The sequence below is a fragment of the Reichenbachiella sp. 5M10 genome, assembly GCF_002742335.1.
Lineage (GTDB): Bacteria > Bacteroidota > Bacteroidia > Cytophagales > Cyclobacteriaceae > Reichenbachiella.
This window is the reverse complement of record NZ_MDGR01000007.1, coordinates 3,166,008-3,189,574: the sequence shown is the minus strand read 5'-3', so window position 1 is coordinate 3,189,574 and position 23,567 is coordinate 3,166,008. Positions and strand designations below refer to the sequence as shown.

The 23,567-nt window shown below is 45.1% G+C and carries 19 protein-coding genes; 11 read left to right on the top strand and 8 right to left on the bottom strand.

The window, feature by feature from the left end; translation table 11 throughout:
• Positions 1 to 8: 8 nt before the first annotated feature.
• Together BFP72_RS12855 and BFP72_RS12850 are read left to right on the top strand one after the other, a co-directional pair.
• Entirely contained in the window at positions 9 to 1,622 is a 1,614-nt protein-coding gene (locus tag BFP72_RS12855) for a sodium/sugar symporter (RefSeq protein WP_099599522.1), read from the top strand.
• 22 nt (positions 1,623 to 1,644) lie between these two features.
• Positions 1,645 to 2,688, top strand: a complete 1,044-nt coding sequence (locus BFP72_RS12850) for a UDP-glucose--hexose-1-phosphate uridylyltransferase (protein ID WP_099599521.1) — start codon at positions 1,645 to 1,647, stop codon at positions 2,686 to 2,688.
• 89 nt (positions 2,689 to 2,777) lie between these two features.
• On the opposite strand, the gene BFP72_RS12845 is transcribed toward BFP72_RS12850, so the two are convergent.
• Entirely contained in the window at positions 2,778 to 4,997 is a 2,220-nt protein-coding gene (locus tag BFP72_RS12845) for a hypothetical protein (protein ID WP_099599520.1), read from the bottom strand.
• Between the two features lie 222 nt (positions 4,998 to 5,219).
• Positions 5,220 to 6,656, bottom strand: coding sequence for a hypothetical protein (locus BFP72_RS12840; protein WP_099599519.1), 1,437 nt, complete (start codon positions 6,654 to 6,656; stop codon positions 5,220 to 5,222).
• An 80-nt stretch (positions 6,657 to 6,736) separates the two neighbouring features.
• Between BFP72_RS12840 and BFP72_RS19015 the strand changes: the two genes are divergently transcribed.
• Positions 6,737 to 6,937, top strand: coding sequence for a hypothetical protein (locus tag BFP72_RS19015; RefSeq protein ID WP_143520063.1), 201 nt, complete (start codon positions 6,737 to 6,739; stop codon positions 6,935 to 6,937).
• 289 nt (positions 6,938 to 7,226) lie between these two features.
• Here the strand turns inward: BFP72_RS19015 and BFP72_RS12835 are convergent, their stop codons facing one another.
• The 3 genes from BFP72_RS12835 to BFP72_RS12825 form a co-directional block, all read right to left on the bottom strand.
• Positions 7,227 to 7,898 carry a bifunctional 4-hydroxy-2-oxoglutarate aldolase/2-dehydro-3-deoxy-phosphogluconate aldolase gene (locus BFP72_RS12835; protein ID WP_099599518.1) on the bottom strand — a complete coding sequence of 224 codons (672 nt, stop codon included), beginning with the start codon at positions 7,896 to 7,898 and terminating at the stop codon, positions 7,227 to 7,229.
• A 2-nt stretch (positions 7,899 to 7,900) separates the two neighbouring features.
• Positions 7,901 to 9,121: a 6-phosphofructokinase gene (locus BFP72_RS12830; protein WP_099599517.1), complete on the bottom strand. Its 1,221-nt coding sequence runs from the start codon at positions 9,119 to 9,121 to the stop codon at positions 7,901 to 7,903.
• Between the two features lie 97 nt (positions 9,122 to 9,218).
• Positions 9,219 to 10,259 (bottom strand): sugar kinase, encoded by a 1,041-nt coding sequence (locus BFP72_RS12825; protein WP_099599516.1) that lies wholly within the window; start codon positions 10,257 to 10,259, stop codon positions 9,219 to 9,221.
• 165 nt (positions 10,260 to 10,424) lie between these two features.
• Between BFP72_RS12825 and BFP72_RS12820 the strand changes: the two genes are divergently transcribed.
• Together BFP72_RS12820 and BFP72_RS12815 are read left to right on the top strand one after the other, a co-directional pair.
• Complete coding sequence (locus tag BFP72_RS12820; RefSeq protein ID WP_099599515.1) at positions 10,425 to 11,486, top strand: LacI family DNA-binding transcriptional regulator; 1,062 nt, start codon at positions 10,425 to 10,427, stop codon at positions 11,484 to 11,486.
• Between the two features lie 318 nt (positions 11,487 to 11,804).
• The gene (locus tag BFP72_RS12815; RefSeq protein WP_099600782.1) at positions 11,805 to 13,754 is read left to right on the top strand and encodes a YgiQ family radical SAM protein; all 1,950 of its coding nucleotides are present in this window, start codon (positions 11,805 to 11,807) and stop codon (positions 13,752 to 13,754) included.
• On the opposite strand, the gene BFP72_RS12810 is transcribed toward BFP72_RS12815, so the two are convergent.
• Positions 13,751 to 14,389 (bottom strand): response regulator transcription factor, encoded by a 639-nt coding sequence (locus BFP72_RS12810; protein ID WP_099599514.1) that lies wholly within the window; start codon positions 14,387 to 14,389, stop codon positions 13,751 to 13,753. The genes BFP72_RS12815 and BFP72_RS12810 overlap by 4 nt on opposite strands.
• Entirely contained in the window at positions 14,386 to 15,168 is a 783-nt protein-coding gene (locus tag BFP72_RS12805) for a sensor histidine kinase (protein WP_099599513.1), read from the bottom strand. The genes BFP72_RS12810 and BFP72_RS12805 overlap by 4 nt, the downstream gene beginning before the upstream one ends.
• Before the next feature lie 333 nt (positions 15,169 to 15,501).
• Here BFP72_RS12805 and BFP72_RS12800 point away from each other — a divergent pair, with 333 nt between their 5' ends.
• The 6 genes from BFP72_RS12800 (at position 15,502) to BFP72_RS12775 (ending at position 21,823) form a co-directional block, all read left to right on the top strand.
• A complete protein-coding gene (locus BFP72_RS12800; protein ID WP_099599512.1) occupies positions 15,502 to 16,602 on the top strand; it encodes an NAD(P) transhydrogenase subunit alpha in 1,101 nt (366 codons plus the stop codon).
• Between the two features lie 25 nt (positions 16,603 to 16,627).
• A complete protein-coding gene (locus BFP72_RS12795; RefSeq protein ID WP_099599511.1) occupies positions 16,628 to 16,936 on the top strand; it encodes an NAD(P) transhydrogenase subunit alpha in 309 nt (102 codons plus the stop codon).
• Positions 16,936 to 18,312, top strand: coding sequence for an NAD(P)(+) transhydrogenase (Re/Si-specific) subunit beta (locus tag BFP72_RS12790; protein ID WP_369824114.1), 1,377 nt, complete (start codon positions 16,936 to 16,938; stop codon positions 18,310 to 18,312). The genes BFP72_RS12795 and BFP72_RS12790 overlap by 1 nt, the downstream gene beginning before the upstream one ends.
• A gap of 169 nt (positions 18,313 to 18,481) precedes the next feature.
• Positions 18,482 to 19,762: a DUF4493 domain-containing protein gene (locus tag BFP72_RS12785; RefSeq protein ID WP_158233398.1), complete on the top strand. Its 1,281-nt coding sequence runs from the start codon at positions 18,482 to 18,484 to the stop codon at positions 19,760 to 19,762.
• 214 nt (positions 19,763 to 19,976) lie between these two features.
• A complete protein-coding gene (locus BFP72_RS12780; protein WP_099600781.1) occupies positions 19,977 to 20,141 on the top strand; it encodes a DUF1328 domain-containing protein in 165 nt (54 codons plus the stop codon).
• 179 nt (positions 20,142 to 20,320) lie between these two features.
• Positions 20,321 to 21,823, top strand: coding sequence for a DUF748 domain-containing protein (locus BFP72_RS12775; protein WP_099599508.1), 1,503 nt, complete (start codon positions 20,321 to 20,323; stop codon positions 21,821 to 21,823).
• A gap of 2 nt (positions 21,824 to 21,825) precedes the next feature.
• Here the strand turns inward: BFP72_RS12775 and BFP72_RS12770 are convergent, their stop codons facing one another.
• Positions 21,826 to 23,301 carry a potassium/proton antiporter gene (locus tag BFP72_RS12770; RefSeq protein ID WP_099599507.1) on the bottom strand — a complete coding sequence of 492 codons (1,476 nt, stop codon included), beginning with the start codon at positions 23,299 to 23,301 and terminating at the stop codon, positions 21,826 to 21,828.
• Positions 23,302 to 23,567 lie beyond the last annotated feature (266 nt).

Genomic DNA, 23,567 nt, shown 5'->3' with positions numbered 1-23,567 from the left:
TAAAACAAATGAATTTTTCTACGTTAGACTTTATTATTTTCGGCGCATACTGCGCCGTTATTTTGGGGGTTGGATTATTTGTCTCTCGGGACAAAGAAGGGCACGAAAAGAGTGCAGAAGACTATTTTTTGGCAGGCAAGTCTTTGCCGTGGTGGGCGATAGGGGCGTCTCTCATCGCAGCGAATATCTCTGCCGAGCAGTTCATCGGTATGTCGGGTTCGGGCTTTGCGCTGGGACTCGCGATCGCATCCTACGAATGGATGGCTGCTATTACGCTACTGATTGTCGGTAAGTATTTCCTGCCGATTTTCATCGAAAAAGGACTGTATACCATTCCTGAGTTTGTTGAAAAGCGATTCAGTACCAATCTCAAAACGATCCTTGCGGTCTTTTGGGTGGCCTTGTATGTGTTTGTCAACCTGAGCTCAGTATTGTATCTCGGTTCGCTGGCACTAGAGACCATCATGGGTATCCCGATGATGTACGGTGTGATTGGCCTGGCCTTGTTTGCGGCGGCTTATTCGCTGTACGGTGGGTTGTCCGCTGTGGCATGGACGGACGTGATCCAGGTCGTGTTCTTGGTTCTTGGAGGTTTGATTACGACCTACCTCGCACTCAACGTTGTGTCTGATGGGCAAGGCATGATGGTGGGCTTCAAACATTTGATAGACGCAGCACCAGATCGTTTTCACATGATTTTGGAAGAGACCAATTCGCAGTATACCAACCTCCCAGGGATCTGGGTATTGGTAGGAGGGCTATGGGTAGCCAACATCTACTATTGGGGTTTCAACCAATATATCATCCAAAGAACTTTGGCAGCTAAGTCACTGGGCGAGGCGCAAAAAGGTATCGCACTAGCAGCCTTCCTCAAATTGATCATCCCATTCATCGTAGTGGTGCCGGGTATCGCTGCGTATGTGATCGTCAATGATCCAGCCATGATGGCGAGGTTGGGCGAAATCGCACAGTCCAATTTGCCAAGTGTAGGACAAGCCGACAAAGCGTATCCTTGGTTGCTGCAATTGTTGCCTTCAGGACTGAAGGGGATAGCATTCGCAGCACTGACAGCTGCGGTCGTATCGTCATTGGCTTCTATGCTGAATTCTACATCGACCATCTTTACGATGGATATCTACAAGCAGTACATCAACAAGAATGCTTCTGACAAGCAAATGGTAAACACAGGTCGTTTTGCGGCGGCAGGTGCATTGATCATAGCCTGTATCATGGCACCTCTCTTGGGAGGAATCGATCAGGCGTTTCAGTTTATCCAAGAGTATACAGGGATCGTGAGTCCAGGTATCTTGGCCGTATTCCTACTGGGGCTGTTCTGGAAGAAAACCACCAACGCAGCAGCGATATGGGGAGCGGTGATCTCTGTACCGATAGCCATAGCATTCAAGTTCGTGCCGGGTATGCCGTTTATGAATCAGATGGGTTTGACCGCTGTGGGTACAATGATTGTGATCGTGATCATTAGCCAGTTGACCGGTGGAGGAAAGGACGATCCAAAAGGTATCGACTTGACCAAAGGATTGTTCAAAACCAATCCGGTATTTAACATTTCGGCATTTGTCATCTGTATACTCACCGCAGTGTTGTATGCGATGTTTTGGTAACATTATAAAACAAGAATAAAACATGTTTGATTCAAAGGAACATTCTCACAGAAGACTCAATGTACTGACTGGGGAGTGGGTTCAGGTAAGCCCGCATCGGTCCAAAAGACCATGGCAGGGCCAGGTAGAGAAGTTGGAGCAAGAGCGACGACCTGAGCATGATCCGAACTGCTACCTATGCGCTGGCAATGAGCGCATAGGTGGAGAGCGAAACCCTGATTACAAGGACACTTTCGTCTTTACCAATGATTTTGCTGCGCTGCAAGGGGATATCCCCTCAGGTGGTGAGAGCACGGGGCTCTTGCAATCCAAGAGCGAAAGAGGACTGTGTAAAGTAATCTGTTTCTCTCCACGACATGATCTGACCATACCAGAAATGGATGTCGATGGGATCGAAAAGGTAGTGGAGCTTTGGGTCGAACAATGCAAGGAAATAGGAGCGATTGACTACATCAATCATATCCAAATCTTCGAAAACAAAGGCAGTGTGATGGGGTGCTCTAATCCCCATCCACACGGCCAAATCTGGGCACAAGAATCGATTCCTGTCGAGCCGATGAAAAAGCAGTTTCAGCAGGAGAAGTACCGATTGGATCATAAGGCCGATTTGTTGGAGGATTATATCCAGCAGGAGCTAGCTGCCAAGGAGCGTGTCCTATTTGAAAACGAGTACATGGTGGTCTTGATCCCGTATTGGGCGGTATGGCCGTTTGAGGCGATGATCTTGCCGAAGCGACGCATGGCGCAGATTATTGAGATGACTGCAGAGGAAAGACGTGCTTTTGCAGAAGCGTATCAGCACTTGACGATCAAGTATGACAACTTGTTCGAGATGTCCTTTCCGTATTCGGCGGGGATACACCAAGCACCGTATGACAACCGAGAGCATCCAGAGTGGCACTGGCACATGTCTTTTTATCCACCGCTGTTGAGATCAGCTACGGTCAAGAAGTTCATGGTAGGGTACGAGATGTTTGCCAATCCGCAGCGGGACATCACTGCGGAGTTTGCAGCACAGCGCCTGAGAGATTTGCCAGCAGTGCATTATTCGCAAATTCAATCGTAGATTCTTCTGTATAATGAAAAACTAAAAAGAGCCCACTCGATCGTCGAGTGGGCTCTTTTTATGCGTTCGTGAACTGACGAATTTTACTTTTACCTTCTGTTTTGCAACGGGGCAATTTTTTCATCGTAAGACTTGTTTGCCCAGTTTTCCTTGTACTCTTGATCGGAAAGCATTTTGTTTCGTTTGCCTGCAGTGCCGTCTAGAACTTTGATGTAGAGAGTGGGCGAATAATTGAAACCTTTGGTTGCTTCAGAACTGAAAAGGTCGATTGAAAAAGAAGCTCCGTCAGCCGTAGTGGTCATTTCTAGGGCAAGTCCTTCGTTGGTGCTAGGGTCATCGATCCAGCTGGTGACTTCCGCTTTGTTTAACAACAACGGGATCACGCCTTGAAATACAAAACTTGAAGGAAGTCTAAACATGTCCGAATACTCGTTGGCATCTGCTGCGCTGTATCCTTCTGCGTTGGTCCAACTGGTGCTGCCATCACGGGTGTGCCATGTGGCTTTGTCCTCTTGAAATGGTTTTCCAGAGGCTTGTAGTGTTTTTACACCGATCCAATTTTCCATATTGTTTTTTGCATCCGTTTTGCCTTCGACGTAGAGGATAGTTTCCAGTATGGTGAACGAACCTTCTAATTTTTCTTTTATTTTTTCTATTTCTTCAAATCGTATGAGTCCATTGATCCTATTGCCTTGATTAGTACCGACTCTTATCGTTTCTCCATCGTCTCCCAAGTCTGGGTTGACTCCACTGATAGAGCAGTCAAATACTTCTGTGTATCCACTGAGCCCTGCACTGAAATAAAACTCATATACTCCGTCAGAGTTTCCATCTTCTCCATCAGTACCGTTCGTGCCATCGTTTCCATTGCACACATATTGTGTGTTGTCTATTTCACCTGCTTCGAGCGTTCCGTTGTTGTTGTCATCTATACCTACTTGTATTTGGATTCCTCCATCGTTGGTATTACAGCTGCCTGCATTGCCTGTGAAGGTAGAGACTTTGACAAGGCTATTTAGCCCGTTGCATACTGTTTGTGTAGCTTCTTGCTCTCCGACTTGGAGGGTGTTGTCTCGGTTGAGATCCCTACCGAAGAAATAATCCATGCCGCCAGTCGGGCAAGAGCTCGCAGCACTGGTTCTTATGATGGTATTGAACCCATCGTCACCGCTCTGTCCGTTGGAGCCATTGGTTCCGTTGCATATTGTGATTGTCTCTAGGATGATGTCTCCATCATCTACCTGGAGAGAACCATCACTGTTGGTGTCTATGCCAAAGGTCATAGTTGTTCCGCCATTGGTGCAGCCTGTATCACTGCTACTGATCACGATAGGGTGTTTGCCGTTTGCACCGTCAGTACCGTTTTCTCCATCCTCACCATTGACTCCAGTACAGACGTACTGGGCTTCACCGATGTACTCTCCAATATCGAGTGTGCCATTTTGATTGTTGTCGAGTCCTACACGAATACTGATGCCGCCATTGGGGCAATTCTCTCCTGGTGCTTCGGTATCGATGCGAACAAGTGAATTGAGGCCGGCATCACCTTGAGGGCCAGTGGCTCCACCACTAGCTCCGTCCACTCCATCAGTGCCATCCACTCCATCGGTACCGTCTTCGCCATTGCACACATAATAGGTGGAAGTGACTTCTAGAGTACTAAGAATATCATCGTTATTTTCGTCTATTCCGATTTCAAGTTTGAGTCCTCCTGCACTGCAGTTGTCTCCAGCTAGTTCGACGGTGGCCTTGACGATACTGTTGAGACCATTCGTGCCATCGTTTCCGTTGGCTCCATCAGTTCCATTTGTCCCATCAGCTCCGTCTTCTCCATTTGATCCATCATTGCCAGAAGGGCCATGACAAACAAAGTATGACGTTTGTATTTCATCTGTATCTAGGGTGTTGTTGCCGTTTTTGTCGGCACCTATTTCGACGAGAGTACCGCCGTTGCTGCAGTTGGTGCCAGGATCTTCCACTGTGGATTGAGCCAATAGGCTGGCTCCATCAGCTCCGGGTTCGCCCGTACTGCCACTGGTGACGGTACAGAGGTAGTTGATAGAAAGAATTTCGGTTTCGTCTAGTAGTAAGTCACCGTTTGTGTCTTGTCCTATTAGGATTTTGAGACCACCAGTGCTACAGTTTTCGCCAGCTGCTTCGTCTTGCATCTCGACGAGGGCATTGAGTCCGTTTTCGCCATCTTCTCCAGGGATAGGGTCTCCATTGCCTTCTTCTATACAACTTGAAAAGGTCAGGAGTGCGAAGCAGAAAATAAGTATGGGTACAATTTTTTGAACAGAAAGATTCATGGTGCAAATGGTTTAGGTTCTTTGCAAAGAACAGTTGGTTAATTTTGAACGCATAAATCTATATAAATCAGAATATAGATTGTTTCAACTTTCGATCAGACACGCCAATTTATCGATTGATGTGTGAGCTGTCAGTGGTTAGTTAGGAGTGAGGGATAGGATCTGGAGAATGTACAGGTTTTTTTAGGGTCTTTGTCCTAAAAAAACCTGTACATAAATGATCTAAGGTCTATTCGCAAGCGGCGCAATTTTTTGCTCGTATGAGCGAGAAGACCAAGAAGTCTCCCTGCCCGTGACTCGGATTTGGGCTTCTGATGTAGTGACCTCTTGTACTTTGATATAAAGTGTCGGACGATTATAAATATCTTCGTCATTTGATCCGTCGATGGACAAGAGTTCATTTCCTTCGATGGGACCTTCCGTGAGGCTCAAAGCAACACCATGGTTTTGTCCATCAATCCATGAGCTGACATGGTTTCTGTCCAATGCCAATGGGATTGTCCCACTAAACCTTTGTGTAGAATATCCCCCTGTATACATGTCAAACAGATCATAGAAACTGTCGGTGTCTTTTGCAGAAAAGACATCACTGGACCATGGTGTGGAAAGGGGAGTGGTGGTACGTTCTGTCCAGCTAGCATCTGACCCAAACAGGATGCCATCGGTGGGATATAATAGGTGTTGTACTATGAGCTGGTTGCCGTAGTAGGTTTGATTCAACTGTCCTCGAAGAAACAATGTTGCTTCAACGATGTGATAGTCAGTGCTTAGTTGTTTGGCGATTTGTTCTAGTCCTTCGAACCGGATAATTGAAACAAAGCTAGTGTCACTAGGGTATCCATAGGTGGTGCCAGCACCGAGACTAGCGAATGGGATGTAGGTGATGGCGTCAGTGATGAGTGCTTCTGTCACGCCGCTGTATCCATTGACTCCTTGTGTGAAATAGAACTCCGATATACCGTCACTGCTTCCGTCAGCACCATCGATACCATCCGTTCCATCGACACCATCAGAGCCATCCGTCCCATCGATACCGTCAGACCCATTGGTTCCATCACTGCCGTTGCAAATGTAGGAGACGGTACTGGACTCATTTGTATCTAGGGTCTTGTTGTCATTTTCGTCTATCCAAGTTTCGATTTTGACTCCTCCAGTGGAGCACTGATCTCCTGGGTCTTCTGTTGAGACGGCAATCATGCTGTGTTTGCCGTTTGTTCCGTCGCTTCCATCAATACCTGATGTTCCATGACATAAAAAAAAGGATCCTTCTATTTCTTCTTCGTCCAAAATACCATTTTCATTGATGTCATTGCCAATTTCTACGAGTGTTCCACCTTCACTACATTCTTCTCCAGCAGCTAGAGGGGTGGATTTAGAAGCAAGTGGGGAACTGTTGCCCCCGTTTCCATGACATATATAATCTACTACTTGGATTTCATCAGTTTCCAAGATTTGGTTGCCATTCATGTCTTGGCCGATACTGATTTTTAGACCTCCGTTACTACAGTTGGAACCAGAGGTCTCTGCGTCCATATCGATAAGTGTGTTGATGCCGTCTACTCCAGGGTCAGCCGAATCTTCGATACAGCTGGATAGGGATAGCGCACAGATAAAGAATAGAAGAAGGGTAATCGTTTTGGTTAAGTAAGAGTAATACATGGTGGTAAGATTTAGGTTTTATAAAATGCTGCAAAAACGTAACGTAGTTTTTGTTGTAAAATTATGTAAACGAGTGTGTTATGTCAATATCAAATTTCGAAAGCTGTTTCGTGGTGATTTCTGATCCAGCTTTGTCTGGAGAGACGGTATCCAGAATCAATAAATGTGGGCAGTTTAGAAAGCGAGTCAGCGATGAAGTGGGAAGTAGAAAGGGCAACTTTTTGGATCACTTCGTCATTCAAGATTCATCGTTCGAAATCCGTTACGTTATCTTAATATAACCACCTCTTGTGAATCTATGAGGTAATGTTTCAATGTCGCATATTGATCTTTATTCCTAGATATACTGATAGGCCCGTTTTTTTGGTACGTGGCTGATAGATGCAAAAAGCCACTCCGAGGAGTGGCTTTTCAAATTGGATAATCTGTAAGGGCGGCAGATTATCGCCTCTAATTAAAAAACAATTACTAATTACTGTCTGTTGAAAAAGATGCTTGGGATTCCCAATCAAATCTCAGCTGCATCTTTTTTGTGTTTGTATAAGGCCATTGCGTGGAGCGAGGGCTTTACTATTTCATCAATTTTTTAGCGATAGCCAAAGTCTCTTTCACTTTCGCAGTGACTGCTGCATAGTCAAAGTTTCCACTAGCATCTTTTGAGAATAGTTTTGATCCCATGCCTACACAATGTACGCCTGCATCAAACCATCCTTTCATGTTTTCTTCCGTTGGTTCCACTCCGCCTGTAGGCATGATGCTAGACCATGAGAATGGGCCTTTGACAGCTGCTACGAACGATGGCCCCCCTACTTGTGATCCAGGGAAGATTTTAACTACTTCGGCACCCAATTCTTCTGCATAAGAGATCTCTGTCAATGAACCACATCCAGGAGACCAAGCGATCTTTCTTCTGTTGCAAGTCTTGGCCATCTCAGGGTTGAGAATAGGGGATACGACGAAGTTGGCACCCAACTGGATGTAAAGTGATGTCGTGCCAGCATCCACTACAGATCCGATCCCAAGGATCATTTCTGGTGTTTCTTTTGCAGCATATTTGTTGAGCTCGCCGAATACTTCGTGAGCATAGTCACCTCTATTGGTAAATTCGAATACTCTCGCACCTCCGTCGTAGCATGCCTTCAATATCTGTTTGCACACTTCGAGATCTTTGTGATAGAATACAGGTACTACGCCTGTTTCTTTCATTTTCAACGCAACGTCTATTCTTGTAAATCGTGCCATTTTTACTTCCAGTTTAATATTTTGTTAAAATCGTATTGTTCGGGATTGCTAACTAACTCTCCCAATTCTTCATAATCTCCTTCGTTGACGAAGTGTAGATTTTTGAAACTTAATTTAGAGATTTCCGCATCGATATCCACGAGTCGTGGGGGGATGATTCCATCACTATTTTCGAATTCTGATAGGTACATAGGAGTGATGTCTCCACGTGAATTGGTCGTCACGATACATCCACTGATACCTTCGTCGTAGAGTTTTTTTACGCCGATGGCCAGCAGTGTACAGAGTGTAAGGTCATAACCTATCGGTCTGCAGCATCGAAGCTCATATCCGAGCTCTATGGGTCGACTCTTTATAACCAAACCGAGTTCTTTCAATCGCTCTTGCACGAGTACGTTGAAAATATTGGACTTACTGACATTGCCAAGTTCAGGGTGGCCGTGTGCATCGTACGTGAATAAAATGCCCGAATCCTTGAGCTCTTGCTCATCAATGACATGAAAAACTCCTTCGCTGACCAATGCCACACCATAGTCTATTCCCATGATCCTGCGCTTGAGCATGGATGAGATGATTAGAGCTACGACTTTCTCTAAGGTAGCCTTTGTTTTGTTGAACATCTCAGGGATGATCAACATCGGAAAGTGACAAGCAGATGCAATACCAAAAGCCAGGTGCCCTGCAGACCTACCCATTGCTGACATGATGAACCAGTTGTTGCTGGTGATCGCATCTTCGTAGATGGTGTTGCCTATTTTGACTCCTTCGTCCTTGGCTGAGTGAAATCCGAAGGTCGGATTGCGATCTGGCAAAGGGAGATCATTGTCAATGGTTTTGGGCACGTGGATGTTGGATACATCGAGATCGTTCTCTTTGAGGAATTTGGAAAGTCGGTTGGCTGTAGAAGCCGTATCGTCTCCACCAATGGTTACCAACAAGTTGACGTTCTCGTCCACAAAGAATTTGGTATTGAAGTCTTCTTTTTTTGGTTTGAATCGACTCATCAAGAGGGTCGACCCACCTCTACTAAATATCCTGTCTGCGTAATAAAAGTCAAAATTGACCAATCTAGGGTTGTCAGACATCAATCCTTTGTAACCTTCATGGACTCCAAGTACTCTGTATCCGTCGCTCAAAAATATTTTGGCGACAGTACTGATGACTGTGTTGATTCCTGGTGCGGGGCCTCCTCCGCAGATGATGGCTACAGTTTTTTGTGACATGTATGTGAGAAAGGTTGTAGGGGTAGAGAGTGAAAATGGGGGGCTGGAAGCGTGCTAAGCACAGTGCAATCAATCACCAGCCCCCATCTAGGAGATATTATCTAGCGACTCTGCCTGAGGCATCGCCACCCATTAGTTTTTCTACTTCGTCTACAGTGACTAAGTTAGCGTCACCTTTGATCGTGTGTTTCAAGCATGATGCCGCTACTGCGAAATCAAGAGCATTTTGATCATCCTCTGGGTATTTCAACAACCCATAGATCAATCCACCCATGAATGAGTCACCACCACCTACTCTATCTACGATATCGGTGATTTGGTACTGACGTGTCTCGAGCATGGTTTTGCCATCATACAATACACCTGCCCATGTGTTGTGCGATGCAGAGATTGAACCTCTTAGCGTAGTGATTACTTTTTTCGCTTTTGGGAATTTTTCCATCATCTGCTGACACACAGATAGGAAAGCCTCCGCTTTGACGTTGTGTCCTTCTGTTTGTACAGATACACCTTCTGGTTTGATGCCAAAGTGCATTTCTGCATCCTCTTCGTTTCCGAGGATGACGTCACAGTATGAAGTCAACTCAGTCATGATGGCTTCACGGTCTCCACCATATTTCCAGAGTTTTGCTCTGTAGTTGAGGTCCGTCGAGATGGTGATTCCCATTTCGCTGGCTGCTTTGACGGCTTCTAGACATGCATCTGCTGCTCCTTGAGAAATAGCAGGAGTGATTCCCGTCCAGTGGAACCACTCTGCTCCATCAAACACTTCCTTCCAATCAATCATGCCTGCAGTTATTTCAGACATAGATGAATGCGCTCTATCATAGACTACCTTACTTCCTCTACTGACTGCACCAGTCTCTAGAAAGTAGATGCCTAATCGGTCGCCACCGAATATAATTTTGTCGGTATTTACACCTCTTTTACGCATTTCCATCAATGCGCATTCGCCAATATCATTCTTTGGTAATCTGGTCACGAAATCAACAGGTACTCCGTAATTGGCCAATGAGACAGCCACGTTAGATTCACCACCACCATAGACTACATCAAAAGAATTGGCTTGAGAAAATCTCAAAAATCCTTGTGGTGCTAGTCTTAGCATGATCTCTCCGAATGTTACTACTTTTTTCATATTCTTTAAATGTTTTCATTTACCGTGTACGAACACGGTGTGTCTCCTAAAAAAGCCCTTCGAATGAAGGGTGAAAGTATCGTGTACGAACACGAATGTCCACAAAAGTAATATTAATTGGGGATGCTCCAAATTAATTGAAAGTTTTTTTTCATCTTTGGCTCAATGAAGAGAATTACCATCAAGGAAATCGCTAGACAAGCTGGCGTGTCTGTGGGGACTGTAGATCGGGTGTTGCACAAAAGAGGGGAAGTAGCGGAGGCAACCAAGAATTTGGTGCTAAAAATTGCGAAGGAAGGAAACTATACGACCAACGTATTTGCTCGTAACTTGAAATTGAACAAGGTCTACCAAATCGCTGTAATACTACCGTTGGATAACGACTACTGGAAGGCACAGCGTCAGGGAATCGAAGAAGCAGCAGGAGAGTACGAGTCTTTGGGTATGGTCCTGAAATTTTATCCGTTTGACAGAAGCAATCAAGGCTCCTTTTTGTCCAAAGCTGCGTTGGCCATAGGAGACGAACCAGACGCAGTGATCTTGGCTCCCTTGATGGAAAAGGAAGCGACAGATATCTGCGAGAGACTTACATCTAAGAATATTCCGTTTGTGTTTGTCGATTCGAACCTCGAAGAGGTAGCACCTTTGGCTTTTATTGGACAAGACTCTGTGCAAAGTGGTTATTTGGCGGCACGTCTGATCAACTACGGATGTGCACAAGGGCAACCTGCCTGGATTCTCAAATACACGGACTTTGATAGTTTTAACAAGACAATTGATGAGCGTATTGAGGGTTTTTATCAATATTATAAGGACAAAGGCTGGGATCAGGCGATGATTCAGGAGTTGGCCGTGATGGATCAGGAGAGTCTACTGACCTTGCTGGATGAGGTAGGTACAGGGGATGTTCATTTATTTGTACCCAACTCTCGTTGTTATCAGATTGTGGCCATGGCAGGAGATCGTTTGTCAGATATGGAGACCCGTATCATTGGCTATGACTTGATCAAGCCCAATGTTACTACATTGCAAGATGATTTTGTGGATTTCATAATCGATCAAAACCCTACCCTACAAGGGAATTTGAGTGTGCAGGTATTGTATAAGAAGCTGATAGCAAGTGCTGCTGTGAAGCAATACCAGTTCATGCCACTAGAAGTGGTGAGCAAAGAAAATTTGAGATTTGCGAACTCCTACCAAGAGGAAGAACAAATAGTCAAGGTCTAGTATACCAACAAGAAATAAAGCATGACAGGCAGTGCTTTCAAAAGAAGGGTATAAAAGAGGATTGATTTTTTTAATCCTTTCATAGCATTGTATTTTAATGGTTGAATACAAATATCATGATTTGGCAGGATGAAGTAAATACAGGAATTCCGTATTTGAAGGAATAGGGGATTTACCTATGGAAGAATGAAATGGAGGCGATTGGTTACTCAATATGGGAGAAACTGGACGGTGAAGAAGGCTAGAGCATCTCCGAATGGCTATTGTGTAGGGTAAGTAGCTAAGGATTCGCATTTACTTCTCTACCTTTGCACTATGATCGCACAAAGACCCATAACGGATTGGCTGCCCATCACCAGGAAGGAAGTTCTGGAGCGCGGCTGGGATGAGCTAGATGTAGTAATCGTCTCAGGAGATGCTTATGTAGATCATCCGTCGTTTGGTGGCGCGGTGATTGGGCGTATCATTGAGAGTGAGGGATACAAGGTAGGGATTATCCCTCAGCCCAATTGGCAAGATGATTTGCGTGATTTCAAAAAGTTTGGGAAGCCCAAGATGTTTTTTGGAGTGACCTCTGGCTGTATGGATTCGATGGTCAACCACTACACTGCCAACAAACGCAAGCGATCCAATGATGCCTATACACCAGGTGGAGAAGCGGGTTTTCGTCCAGACTATGCGACGATTACTTATTCGAATATCCTAAAGAAACTATACCCTGATGTACCGATTGTGATCGGTGGAGTGGAAGCGAGTTTGCGTCGCGTGACACATTATGACTATTGGTCAGACAAGCTCATGCCATCAGTCTTAGTCGATAGCAAAGCAAATATGCTGGTGTATGGTATGGGCGAACAGCCTTTGCGTGATCTTCTGAGATTGCTGGGAAAGGGTGTTCCGTTTGATCAACTGAAGACCATACCACAAACGAGTGTGTTGACCGATCGAAAAGAGGATCTACCCGAAGTAGATTGGAAAACTATTGTACTCAATAGTCACGAAAAGTGCCTTCGAGACAAGAAGTCTTATGCTTCGAATTTCAAACACGTAGAGCAGGAGTCCAATAAGCTCAATGCCAATAGGATCGTTCAAGATACGGATGACTACCATGTGATTATCAATCCGCCTTACTATACGATGACGGAGAGCGAGATCGATCAGTCATTTGATTTGCCTTATACGCGTCTGCCCCATCCCAAGTATAAGAAGCGTGGACCTATCCCAGCCTATGAAATGATCAAGTTCTCGATCAACATGCACAGGGGGTGTTTTGGGGGATGTAGTTTTTGTACGATATCTGCTCATCAGGGCAAGTTCATCGCCAGTAGATCCAAGGAGTCGGTGATGAAGGAAGTGGACCAAGTTACTTCTATGCCCGATTTCAAGGGGTATATTTCAGATTTGGGTGGACCATCGGCCAACATGTATGGGCTAAAGGGTAAGGTGCAGGAGATCTGTGATCGATGTGTGAGTCCGTCATGCATACACCCGGTGATTTGTAGCAATTTGGATACAGACCATAGTTCTATGACTGAGCTATACAAGAAAGTAGATGCACACCCAAAGGTCAAAAAGGCATTTGTTGGGAGTGGTATTCGCTATGATCTATTGGTCGAAAGCTACAACAAGAATGCAAACAACAGTATCGATGAGTACATGGAACAGCTGGTGACACGTCATGTCTCTGGGCGTTTGAAGGTCGCTCCGGAACATACGGCAGACGATACACTTCGCGTGATGCGAAAACCATCGTTCAAGCATTTTCATGATTTTAAGAAGAAGTATGACTTCTACAATAAGAAAAACGGTTTGAAGCAGCCATTGATTCCTTACTTCATTTCAAGTCATCCAGGCTGCAAGGAAGAGGATATGGCTAATTTGGCAGCAGAGACCAAGGATATGGGGTTCATGCTGGAGCAGGTGCAGGATTTTACACCTACTCCGATGACCGTAGCGACTGTGATCTATTATTCGGGTTTTCACCCCTACACCATGGAACGCATGTATGTGCCTAAGACAGAGAAGGAAAAGCGGGCGCAGCACATGTTCTTTTTCTGGCATAAAAAAGAGTATCAGCAGCGGATCAAGGACAAACTAATCAACAAGAACAGACGAGACTTGGTCGAAAAACTCCTGGGTGGGAGGATCGTACGTGATGTACTTGAAAAGCAACCTTTTGTCAAGAAAGAAGGGGAGGCAAAGAAAAAAGGGAAAGGAGCCACTTTTGGTAAGGGAAAGCGGTACCACAAAAGGAAGGGTAGAAACTAGAATTGTTTGCCAGCATAGCCTTTTTCGACCGCATAGCGGATCAGAGAGGCAATGTTTTTTTGGTTGAGCTTAGTGAGTAGGTTTTTGCGGTGCGTGTCTACGGTGTGTACACTGATGAATAGCTTTTCTGCGATTTCGTTGGTGGTGAAGCCGTCTGCAAGTAGACGGATGATGTCACGTTCGCGATCGGTCAAGTAGGCCTCTCCCACGTGTCCCTTGGTTTTGAGGTTCTTCATGATCGTGTCCTTGATTTCCTCGCTAAAATGCTCAATGCCATGGTGTACATTTTGGATGGCTTCAATCAATTCTTTTTTTGGCGTATTTTTGAGTACATAGCCATGCGCTCCGATTTCGATGAGGTGACGGATGAACTCTGGCTTGTTGTACATCGAGAGGATGAGAACTTTTACTTTGGGGTGATCCTGACGAATCAACTTGGTAGTTTCTAGGCCGTCTAGTTCGGGCATGTTGATGTCCAGTAGTACTACGTCGATTGCATTCATCTCGAGTTGAGCCAATACTTGATGGCCATTGTGGGCATGAGAGACGATTTCTAATTCAGGCTCTCCAGAGAGCAGGGCTTTCAGCCCTTCTACAATTACTTCATGATCATCTGCGATCAGTACTTTTATCATGCGGCGTCTGGTATTTCGATAGTAACAGTGGTGCCGTGACCGGGGTGAGAATCGATGTATACCTTGCCGTCAATTTGGCTGAGGTTCTGCTCGATTCCTTTCAGTCCGAAACCATTTCCTTTGATAAAGTTAATCTGTTGTGGGTCAAATCCAATACCATCGTCTTCTACTGTCAATATTAATTCATTATTTCTTCGGTTGAGTTGTACGGTGACTTGACTTGCATAGGCGTGTGTGAGGATATTGGTGATGAGCTCTTGGACCATGCGGTAGAGCTGAAGATTGAGTTCGTTGCTGAGGTTTTTGTCCAAACCGTGAAAGAAGATACCTAGCTTGATCTGATTGTCACGTTCAAGAGATTTTTTGATGTCCTTGAGTGCGGTGATGATACTAAATTCGGAAAGCTCCTGGTCCGACATGTTGTAGGCAAGCTGACGTGTGTCGCTGACCGCTTCGTCGAGGAGCGTGTGCCCTTTTTGAAAATAAGTGGAGTTGATGAGTGCTTCGTGATGGATGGCTCCAAAGTGCATTTTTGCCGCTACGATTTTGTTGCCAATATTCTCGTGCAATTCATCGATGACCTTTTTGCGTTTGGAGTCGTTTTCTTTGATGATCCCTTGCATAGTGTCGACTTCTACGGCTTGAAACCTACTACGAATGTAGTACTTGTAGATGTCTGCTTTGAGGTGAGTGATTTTGTCGTTGTTTTGATGGGTTTGGACGAAGTGTGTGATGAGCAAAGCAAGAACTCCTAAAGATAGAATAACGATGGTAATCATATAGGTATGCGTTAAATGTAGCGGAAAATTAGGGGTATTCGAGTAGGATTGTAATCCCCCGAATCGGGTATATTGGCGTGAGTGGGTTATTGCGCTATTTTATGACCTATGCTTCTCGTACGATGGGAGGTGGTTTCTTCTTTTTTCGCAACTATTTGTTTGTCAGTAGTTTTGTTGTTGAGTGTTTAAAACAAACTGTTAATTTATTAACATAATAACTACGTAGTTTTTTTATCAAAGGCATATCTTCGCAATCCAAAAGACAGAAACAACACACTCCCAAAGTGATTTTTATCAGGTTGCTAAACTTTTGTAAAACATAAAAAATCAGTAATGCTAATAGGGGTATTAAAATGTACTGAAGAGAATTTGGTAGCGGTAGTTCCGAAGGTCGTGCCAAAGTACACCAAGAGTGGCTTTGAGGTATGGATCGAATCGGGGGCCGGTACAGCATCCAACTATTCGGATGCAGCGTACGAGGGAGAGGGTGTGAAGGTCACATCTAGAAGTGAAATTTTGGAGCAAGCCGATGTACTGGTCACAGCGGTGGGTATTCATATTGAAGAACTCGCCAAGGTTAAAAAGTCTGCAATGATTGTCGGCAAATTTGGTGGTAGAGTTGAGTCACCGTTGTTGACGGCACTTCAAGAGATGGAGGCTAAGGCTTACAGCTTGGATTTGTTGCCACGCTCGTCGATCGCACAGTCAATGGATGTGTTGTCTTCGTTGGCTTCCTTGTCTGGGTACAAGGCAGTTGTGATGGCTGCAGACCATTTTGGAGGGTACCTACCTATGATGACTACTTCGGCGGGTACGATCCCGCCGGCCAAGGTGATGGTACTTGGTGCGGGAGTAGCTGGACTACAGGCTATCGCTACAGCAAAAAGGTTGGGGGCTATGGTAGAAGCATTTGATGTGCGCTCTGCTGTCAAGGAAGAGGTCGAGAGCCTGGGAGCGAAGTTTATCGAAGTAGAAGGAGCTGCTGAGAATGCTTCTGCCGGAGGATATGCCATTGAACAATCCGAAGAATACATCACCAAGCAAAAAGAACTGATCCACCAGACAGCCACGAAGGCGGACATTGTGATTACCACGGCGAATATACCTGGAAGAAAGGCGCCGATCCTCATAGAGGAAAAGACTGTGAGAGGAATGAAAGCTGGGAGTGTGATCGTCGACATGGCAACTGCGAGTGGGGGCAATGTGGAGTTGTCCAGAGACAATGAGACCGTAGAGGTTGATGGTGTACAGGTCATAGGGGATACCAAGTTGTACAACCATATGGGGCCACAGTCGAGTTTTGTTTATAGCAATAACGTCTTCAATTTTTTGAGTTTCATACTCAAGGATGGGGAAGAAAACATCCCGTATGAAAACGAAATCGTAGCAAAGACCCTACTAAAAGTAGGTCAAAAAGAAGCGGTTTCGGCCTAATCCAATTACTTAATACCTTATAGAAATGTTAGAAATTTTAGATTATCTAAATGATAATGTATTGACCATTAATCTATGGATCATTACAATATACTTGGGTTTTGAGGTCATCTCAAAAGTTCCAACAGTGTTGCATACACCACTCATGTCTGGCTCCAATGCGATCTCAGGTATCGTGATCATCGGAGCGATCATTCTAGTGCGGCAGTCTGCAAGTGACGATTATTTGTCATTGACAATCGGTGGGATTGGGATCGTGCTGGCAACCATTAATGTAGTAGGGGGGCACGCAGTGACCAACCGTATGTTGGAAATGTTTAAGAAAAAATCATAATGCAGTATATCAATTTATTATACATCCTCTCGACGGTGCTATTGATCATCGGATTGAGGAGAATGAGTAGCCCAGCGTCGGCAGCCAAAGGGAATTTGATCGCGGCAGCTGGAATGGGGCTGGCGATTGTGGTGGCGATGTTTGATCCGATAGCTGGAGATCAAGGCAACTATGCATGGATCATCGTTGCGTTAGCGATTGGTACAGTTGTAGGGTTGGTGTTCTCTAAGAAAGTTGCTATGACAGCTATACCAGAACTTGTTTCGTTGTTCAACGGATTTGGAGGAGCATGCGCAGTGGCTATATCCATCATCGAGGTGTACAAATTTGGAGAGACCAGTAGTCTTGGCGCAAGAGCTACGACTTATATGGCGTTATTTATAGGTGGAGTGGCCTTCACAGGCTCATTGATAGCTTATGGCAAGCTCAGTGGCAAAGTCAAAGATTGGAAAAGTGGCGTCTCTTCCTATTTCAACCTGATTTGGCTAGCACTGTGTTTGGGACTGATCATGTATGAAGTGATTGCGATGGGGCAGATAGAGTACTTGCCGATAGTCATCCTTGTCGTGTCACTGATTTATGGGTTTACCTTTGTGCTGCCGATCGGTGGTGCGGATATGCCAGTGGTGATTTCTTTGCTCAATGCCTTTACAGGAATTGCTGCAGCACTCGCTGGCGTGGTATATGGCAACATGGTCATGCTACTTGGAGGAATCCTTGTGGGCTCGTCTGGTACGATCTTGACCGTACTGATGTGTCAGGCCATGAATCGCTCGTTGATCAATGTGATCATAGGTGGATTTGGCGGATCGTCAGCTGCAGCTGGTTCTGGCCCTGAAGGGGATGTAAAGGAAACCTCTGCCAACGATACAGCTATCCTGATGCGCTACGCGAGCAACGTCATGATTATTCCTGGATATGGTATGGCTGTAGCACAAGCACAAAAAGCCTGTAAGGAACTGGACAAGAGTCTCACCGAGCGCGGGGTGAATGTCAGCTACGCTATCCATCCGGTGGCAGGCCGTATGCCAGGTCATATGAATGTACTACTAGCCGAAGCAGATGTGCCGTACAACAAACTCATCGATATGGATGAGGCAAATAATTTATTCGCAGATACGGATGTTTGTCTCGTCGTGGGAGCCAATGATGTGGTTAACCCATCGGCATTAGACGATCCGAGTAGTCCGATATATGGAATGCCTGTGTTGGAGATTCTCAAGAGCAAGAATGTAATAGTCCTCAAACGAAGCATGAATAAAGGGTATTCGGGGATAGAAAACCCACTTTTCTTTCATGACAAAACGAAGATGCTCTTCGGTGACGCAAAAGCTACCATCGAAACTCTCAACAGCGAAGTGAAGTCTATGGATTGACCTCCTTTGATAGAAAAAAGCTTAAAAGCATCACTCCTGCGAGTGGTGCTTTTTTTGTGTGTATCTACTTGTTTTGTAGTGGGTTATGTGCGAATACCAAGATATGGGGATTGATATTGTAGACAAGAAGAGGTCATTTTATACATATTTAACCAAACCCACCTTAACTATGAAAAAGTTATTTCTTTTCTTACTAATTTTTGTTGTTTTTGCTTGCGATCAAGAATCCTCTTCACCAGACCCTGAAAGTATAGGTTATTTGGAACTAGGGCTGTCTTTGGATGTAGAGGAGAGTGAAGCCAATACTAGAACAAACGCTGTGAATACGGATGATTTTGTTGTGATGATTTATGACGCCAATGATAATTTGGTATTAGAATTTGACCCCTATTCATCTATGCCAACGAGCATTCCTTTGGCAACAGGAGAGTACTATGTCGTAGTTCATAGTAATAACCTCGTGGATGCTGGATTTGAAAGCCCATATTATTACGGGAGATCAGATAATTTTAAGATTGACAAGGAGGAGTTTACGCAGGTTTATGTTTTTGCCGAGTTGGCAAATTGTAAGGTTGCCATTCTGTATTCCGAGAATGTTTCGAGTACGTTTGATTTGTATCAAGGGCGAGTGACAAGTAGGGAAGCTACTTTGGTATATGCTATGGGAGAAATTCGTCCTGGTTATTTCAATGTCAATAGTGACCTAGAAGTTGTTGTTTATTTGAGTTATTCTGGAACAAGTGGGAGTACAGTAGAAAAGACCCTCTCGACGATTATTGAAAACCCCCAACCCAAGACACAGTACAATATCAATGTGGATGCCACACTCAACGATGGAGAAATTGGGATAAACTTGATTATATCTGAAGCGGTCAGCGAAGTGAATATTGATTTGAGTACGGGGAGCTGTTTCGATGGAGTATTTGTCGACCCCCGCGATGGTCAAGAGTATGGATATGTGACGATCGGCACACAAACATGGATGGCAGAGAACATGAATGCTGAAGTGTTAAATGACGGAACCCCTTTGCTATATGGGCTCTCTATTCGTGCGGACAACCCTGCTTTTGGGAAATACTATGATGGATATACGGCGGATCAGATATGTCCTTTGGGGTGGCATTTGCCATCGAGAGCAGAGTTTGAGACTTTGCGTGATTATCTAGGCGCGGATGCTGGAGGTAAATTAAAGTCAGTTTCCAGTCTGTGGAACCCATTGAATGTGACTGTTCCAAGTGACGTGTGCTTCAATGGAGAGCCTAGCGGGAGGTTTGGCTATCAGTACCCAAGTGATGTCGGTGATTATGGAGCGTGGTGGACGGGAGATTATTGGGAAATTAATCCTGAAGATAATTATGTGATGAGATTGAATTTTGACGATCTAGAAATGAATGTTGACCATATGCATTTGAATACAGGGCTGTGTGTACGATGCATTCAAGATGAATAATCTAGAATAGAAGTTAGTTTTAAAAGCATCACTCCTGCGAGTGGTGCTTTTTTGTGTGTATCGTGGGGAGAGATTTCCCCATAGTGCGGAGTTTTCTTCGAGAGAAGGTGATGGGCTGAGGGAGAGAAACGTTTGTTTTGACCTTGTGAGGGGTGTTTTCACTGGTTTGGCATGCCTTTTTCAATATGACCAACAGAACCAAATCAACAGAACGATGTTTAGATTAGCCATAGCATTTTTTATCGTAGCGATCATTGCCGCAGTCTTCGGATTTGGCGGCATAGCGATAGCCGCAGCAGGCGCAGCGAAGATCGTGTTTTTCATTGCCTTAGTATTGCTGGCCATATCCGTACTTGCTGGTATCCTCAGGGGCCGTTGATGAAATAATCTCTCTTTATATACACCCACCTGACGAAGGGGGGAATTTTGCTCCTTCGTAGTTGGACACCCAAAAGCACCCTTCAAAGGAAGGGTGCTTTTTTTGTGAGGTTTTTTCGCTCGCTTTCGTATTTGCCGCAGCGAGGTTTTATCTTACTGGGACGCACTGACGAACATTCTATGAAAACAAAACGAGCGAAGAGGGTCTTTTTGATCTATTTTTTTGTGGTGATACCAGGATTATTTTATTTGGCGCAAAGCAATATCGGCTACTTCATAGAGCGGCGGATGAAAAAAAACAATATAGAGGTCGAGTCTACAGGGGCAGAGTTCAGTCTGTTTTCTCGTACGGTGTTTTTTGAGCGTCTACATGTAGTGAGTCCTCAGCTTGGCGAATTGACCTGTACCAATCTAGCAATCAAGAAAATCGGTTTACTGAGTTTGTTTGCTGCGCGTGGGTTCGCAGCAGAGGAGGTATCGCTGGATACCCTCAGTATCGAGCTCAATTTCTTACCAGACAGTTTGATGGCAGCCAACAAGGATAAAGGTGCGATAGATATATTCGTGGGAGACTGGGATGTAGCACATGGCTCGGTCGATCTCATGCAGAAGGACTCGTCGCACCTGACACTGGCTTTTGCGACCAACTCGCTGCAGTACGAAGCGGGAGTAGGGGCCAACAAGGGAGAAGTCACTGTCAGCCAGCTGGTCTATGATATCCATCAAAATAGCTCGACGGCACGAGTTGATACGATTCGTATAGATCTCAATACAGGCAATCTCTCTGCTCAGAATATCACTTGGAAGTCGCAGTTGACCAAAAAGGAATATGCGAGGAAGTATCCCTATCAGAAGGGACGCCTGAGTTTGAGTATTCCAGATCTCATCGTCAAGGGCTTGGATTTGAGTCAAATGCATGCAGACAAGGGAATTCAGTGTCAGCGTATAGATATCGATACGTGCCACTTGCTGTCTTACAAAAATAAGCGGCTTCCTTTTGGTGATAAGCCGGATCAGAAACTGATTGCGGATTGGATCCAGTCCGCCCCAGTCAAGTTTCAGATCGATACGGTGAGTATTGTCAAATCAACGATCGTTCATGAGGAATTGTTTCCAGATGCGAGTGCTCCAGGCAAGGTGTCTTTTACAAATCTCTATGCGACACTTTACCATATCTCATCTATGGATCAGAAACCTCTCGTCATGGATGCACAGGCAGTTTTGCTCGGACAGGGTAAGTTGAAGGCGCATTTTGAGTTGAATTCCTCTCCGATTCCATGTCGAGTATCAGGGGAGTTGGGAGCGATGGATTTTGCACAGGCCAATTCCATGACCATTCCTGGAGTGGGATTAGAAATCCGCTCTGGAAGGCTCCAGCATTTGGATTTTGCCTTTCAATACCAAGCTCAAGAGTCATCAGGTCGTATGAATATGCATTATGAGGATTTGACATTTCGACTGATAGATCCTGAGACCAGAGATCAGAGTAGACAGCAGGAGGTGAGTTCGTTTTTGGCGAATGTTTTCATTGTACGCAAGAGCAACGATCCAAACAAGAACAACTATCGGGAGGGGGACATCAGCTTTGAGAGAGAAGCCAAGAAATCAGAGTTTGCCTATTGGTGGAAATCCGTACTCAGTGGCATCAAATCATCCGTAGGAATCGACCGGGTCAGTAGCTAAGGTCAGCGTGCGCGTTGTTTTTTGATCTGTAGTAGGTCGTATACCGCTGCGATGCCTTCTTGGCTGTCGGAGAGGATCATGAGGATGTCTTTGGCTTCTATGACTGTGGCTCCACTTGGTGTGATGAACTTACTGTCTCGGCTGATCATTGCGATGATGGTTGATTTTGGAAACTTGATATCTACTATTTTCATCCCTACGGGAAAACTGTTTCTTGGAATTTCAATTTCTGCCATGGCAGTTTTAGCATCTTCGGAGAGGAGTAGGTCTACGGGAGTTTTTCGTTTGACAGCTTCTGGCAGTGCTACCTTGAGCCATTTGGCAACCAACGATAGAGAGGTGCCTTGGATGATGACAGACGTCAAGGAGATGAAAAATACAATATTGAAAATCATATCTGCCTTGTCAATGCCAGCGAGCATCGGATAGGTCGCAAAGACGATCGGGACCGCTCCTCTGAGTCCCACCCATGAGACGTAGAATCTGCGTCTCATTTTCATCTTGAATGGGCTCAGACTCAGGAATACACTGAGTGGCCTGGCCACAAAAATAAGGAACACGGAAACCAAAATGCCAATACCGACAAAGGGTAACACATGAGATGGGTACACCAACAATCCAAGTGTCAAAAAGAGGATGATTTGCATGAGCCATGCCAATCCATCAAATAGCTTGAGGATGGTTTTCTTGTGGATGATGTTTTGGTTGCCGAGATAGACTGCACATAGATACACCGCCAAGAAGCCGTTGCCTCCGATGAAATCTGTAGCAGAGAAAGTAATGAACATCAGGGCGATGACTAGTACGGGGTAGAGTCCTTCAAACCCAAGTTCGATTTTGTTGATGGTGTATTTGCTCACCTTGCCAAACAGTAGTCCACTGCATCCACCGATGAGCATTTGTTTGAAAAACAAAGGGACAATGGACCAGAGTCCTAGGTCTTCGTTGATGACCAGTCCCAAAAAGGCAATGGTGAGGACATAGGCCATGGGGTCATTGCTTCCGCTTTCGAGCTCGAGGGTAGGGCGGAGGTTGTTTTTGAGCGCGAGGTTTTTGGAACGGAGAATGGAGAATACTGCTGCTGCATCCGTGGAAGAAACGATGGCTCCCATGAGTAAGCCTTCGTAGATACTCAAATCGGTGATGAGCCAGATGAAAATACCCATCAGTGTAGCCGTCAGCAGTACACCTACTGTGGAGAGGGAGATGCCTTGCCAAAGCACAGGTTTGATGCTGCCCCAGTTGGTCTCTAGTCCTCCCGAAAACAAAATAAAATTGAGCGATACGATTCCGATAAACTGCGCAAGTTGTGGGTCATCAAACTCGATACCCAAGCCATCTGTGCCAGCGGCCATGCCTACGATCAAGAAGAGTATCAACGTCGGTATACCGTATTTGTAGGACGTCTTGCCTGCAACGACACTGGCCAGTAGGAGCAGTGACCCAATCAGAAGTATGTTTTCGATGGTAATATCCATGAGTTCAAAAATAGATTAGATTATTGACCGAAGGGACAAGAATGGGTGAGTTTTGTTGCAGATAGTTTTTACAGTTTTTTTGAGGCCTAGACATGGAGACGTATTGGTGAGTACTGTGGCTCTGCGGGCCTATTTGATTGCTCTTGGATGTGAGGCTTGTCTTCGCTAGTCATATGTGCATCTAGGGTAGTTGTCAAAGGACTTGAAAGACTAGAGAATTAGGGATGACCTTTGAAGCTTGATATGGTTCGTGAAGATGGCGATTT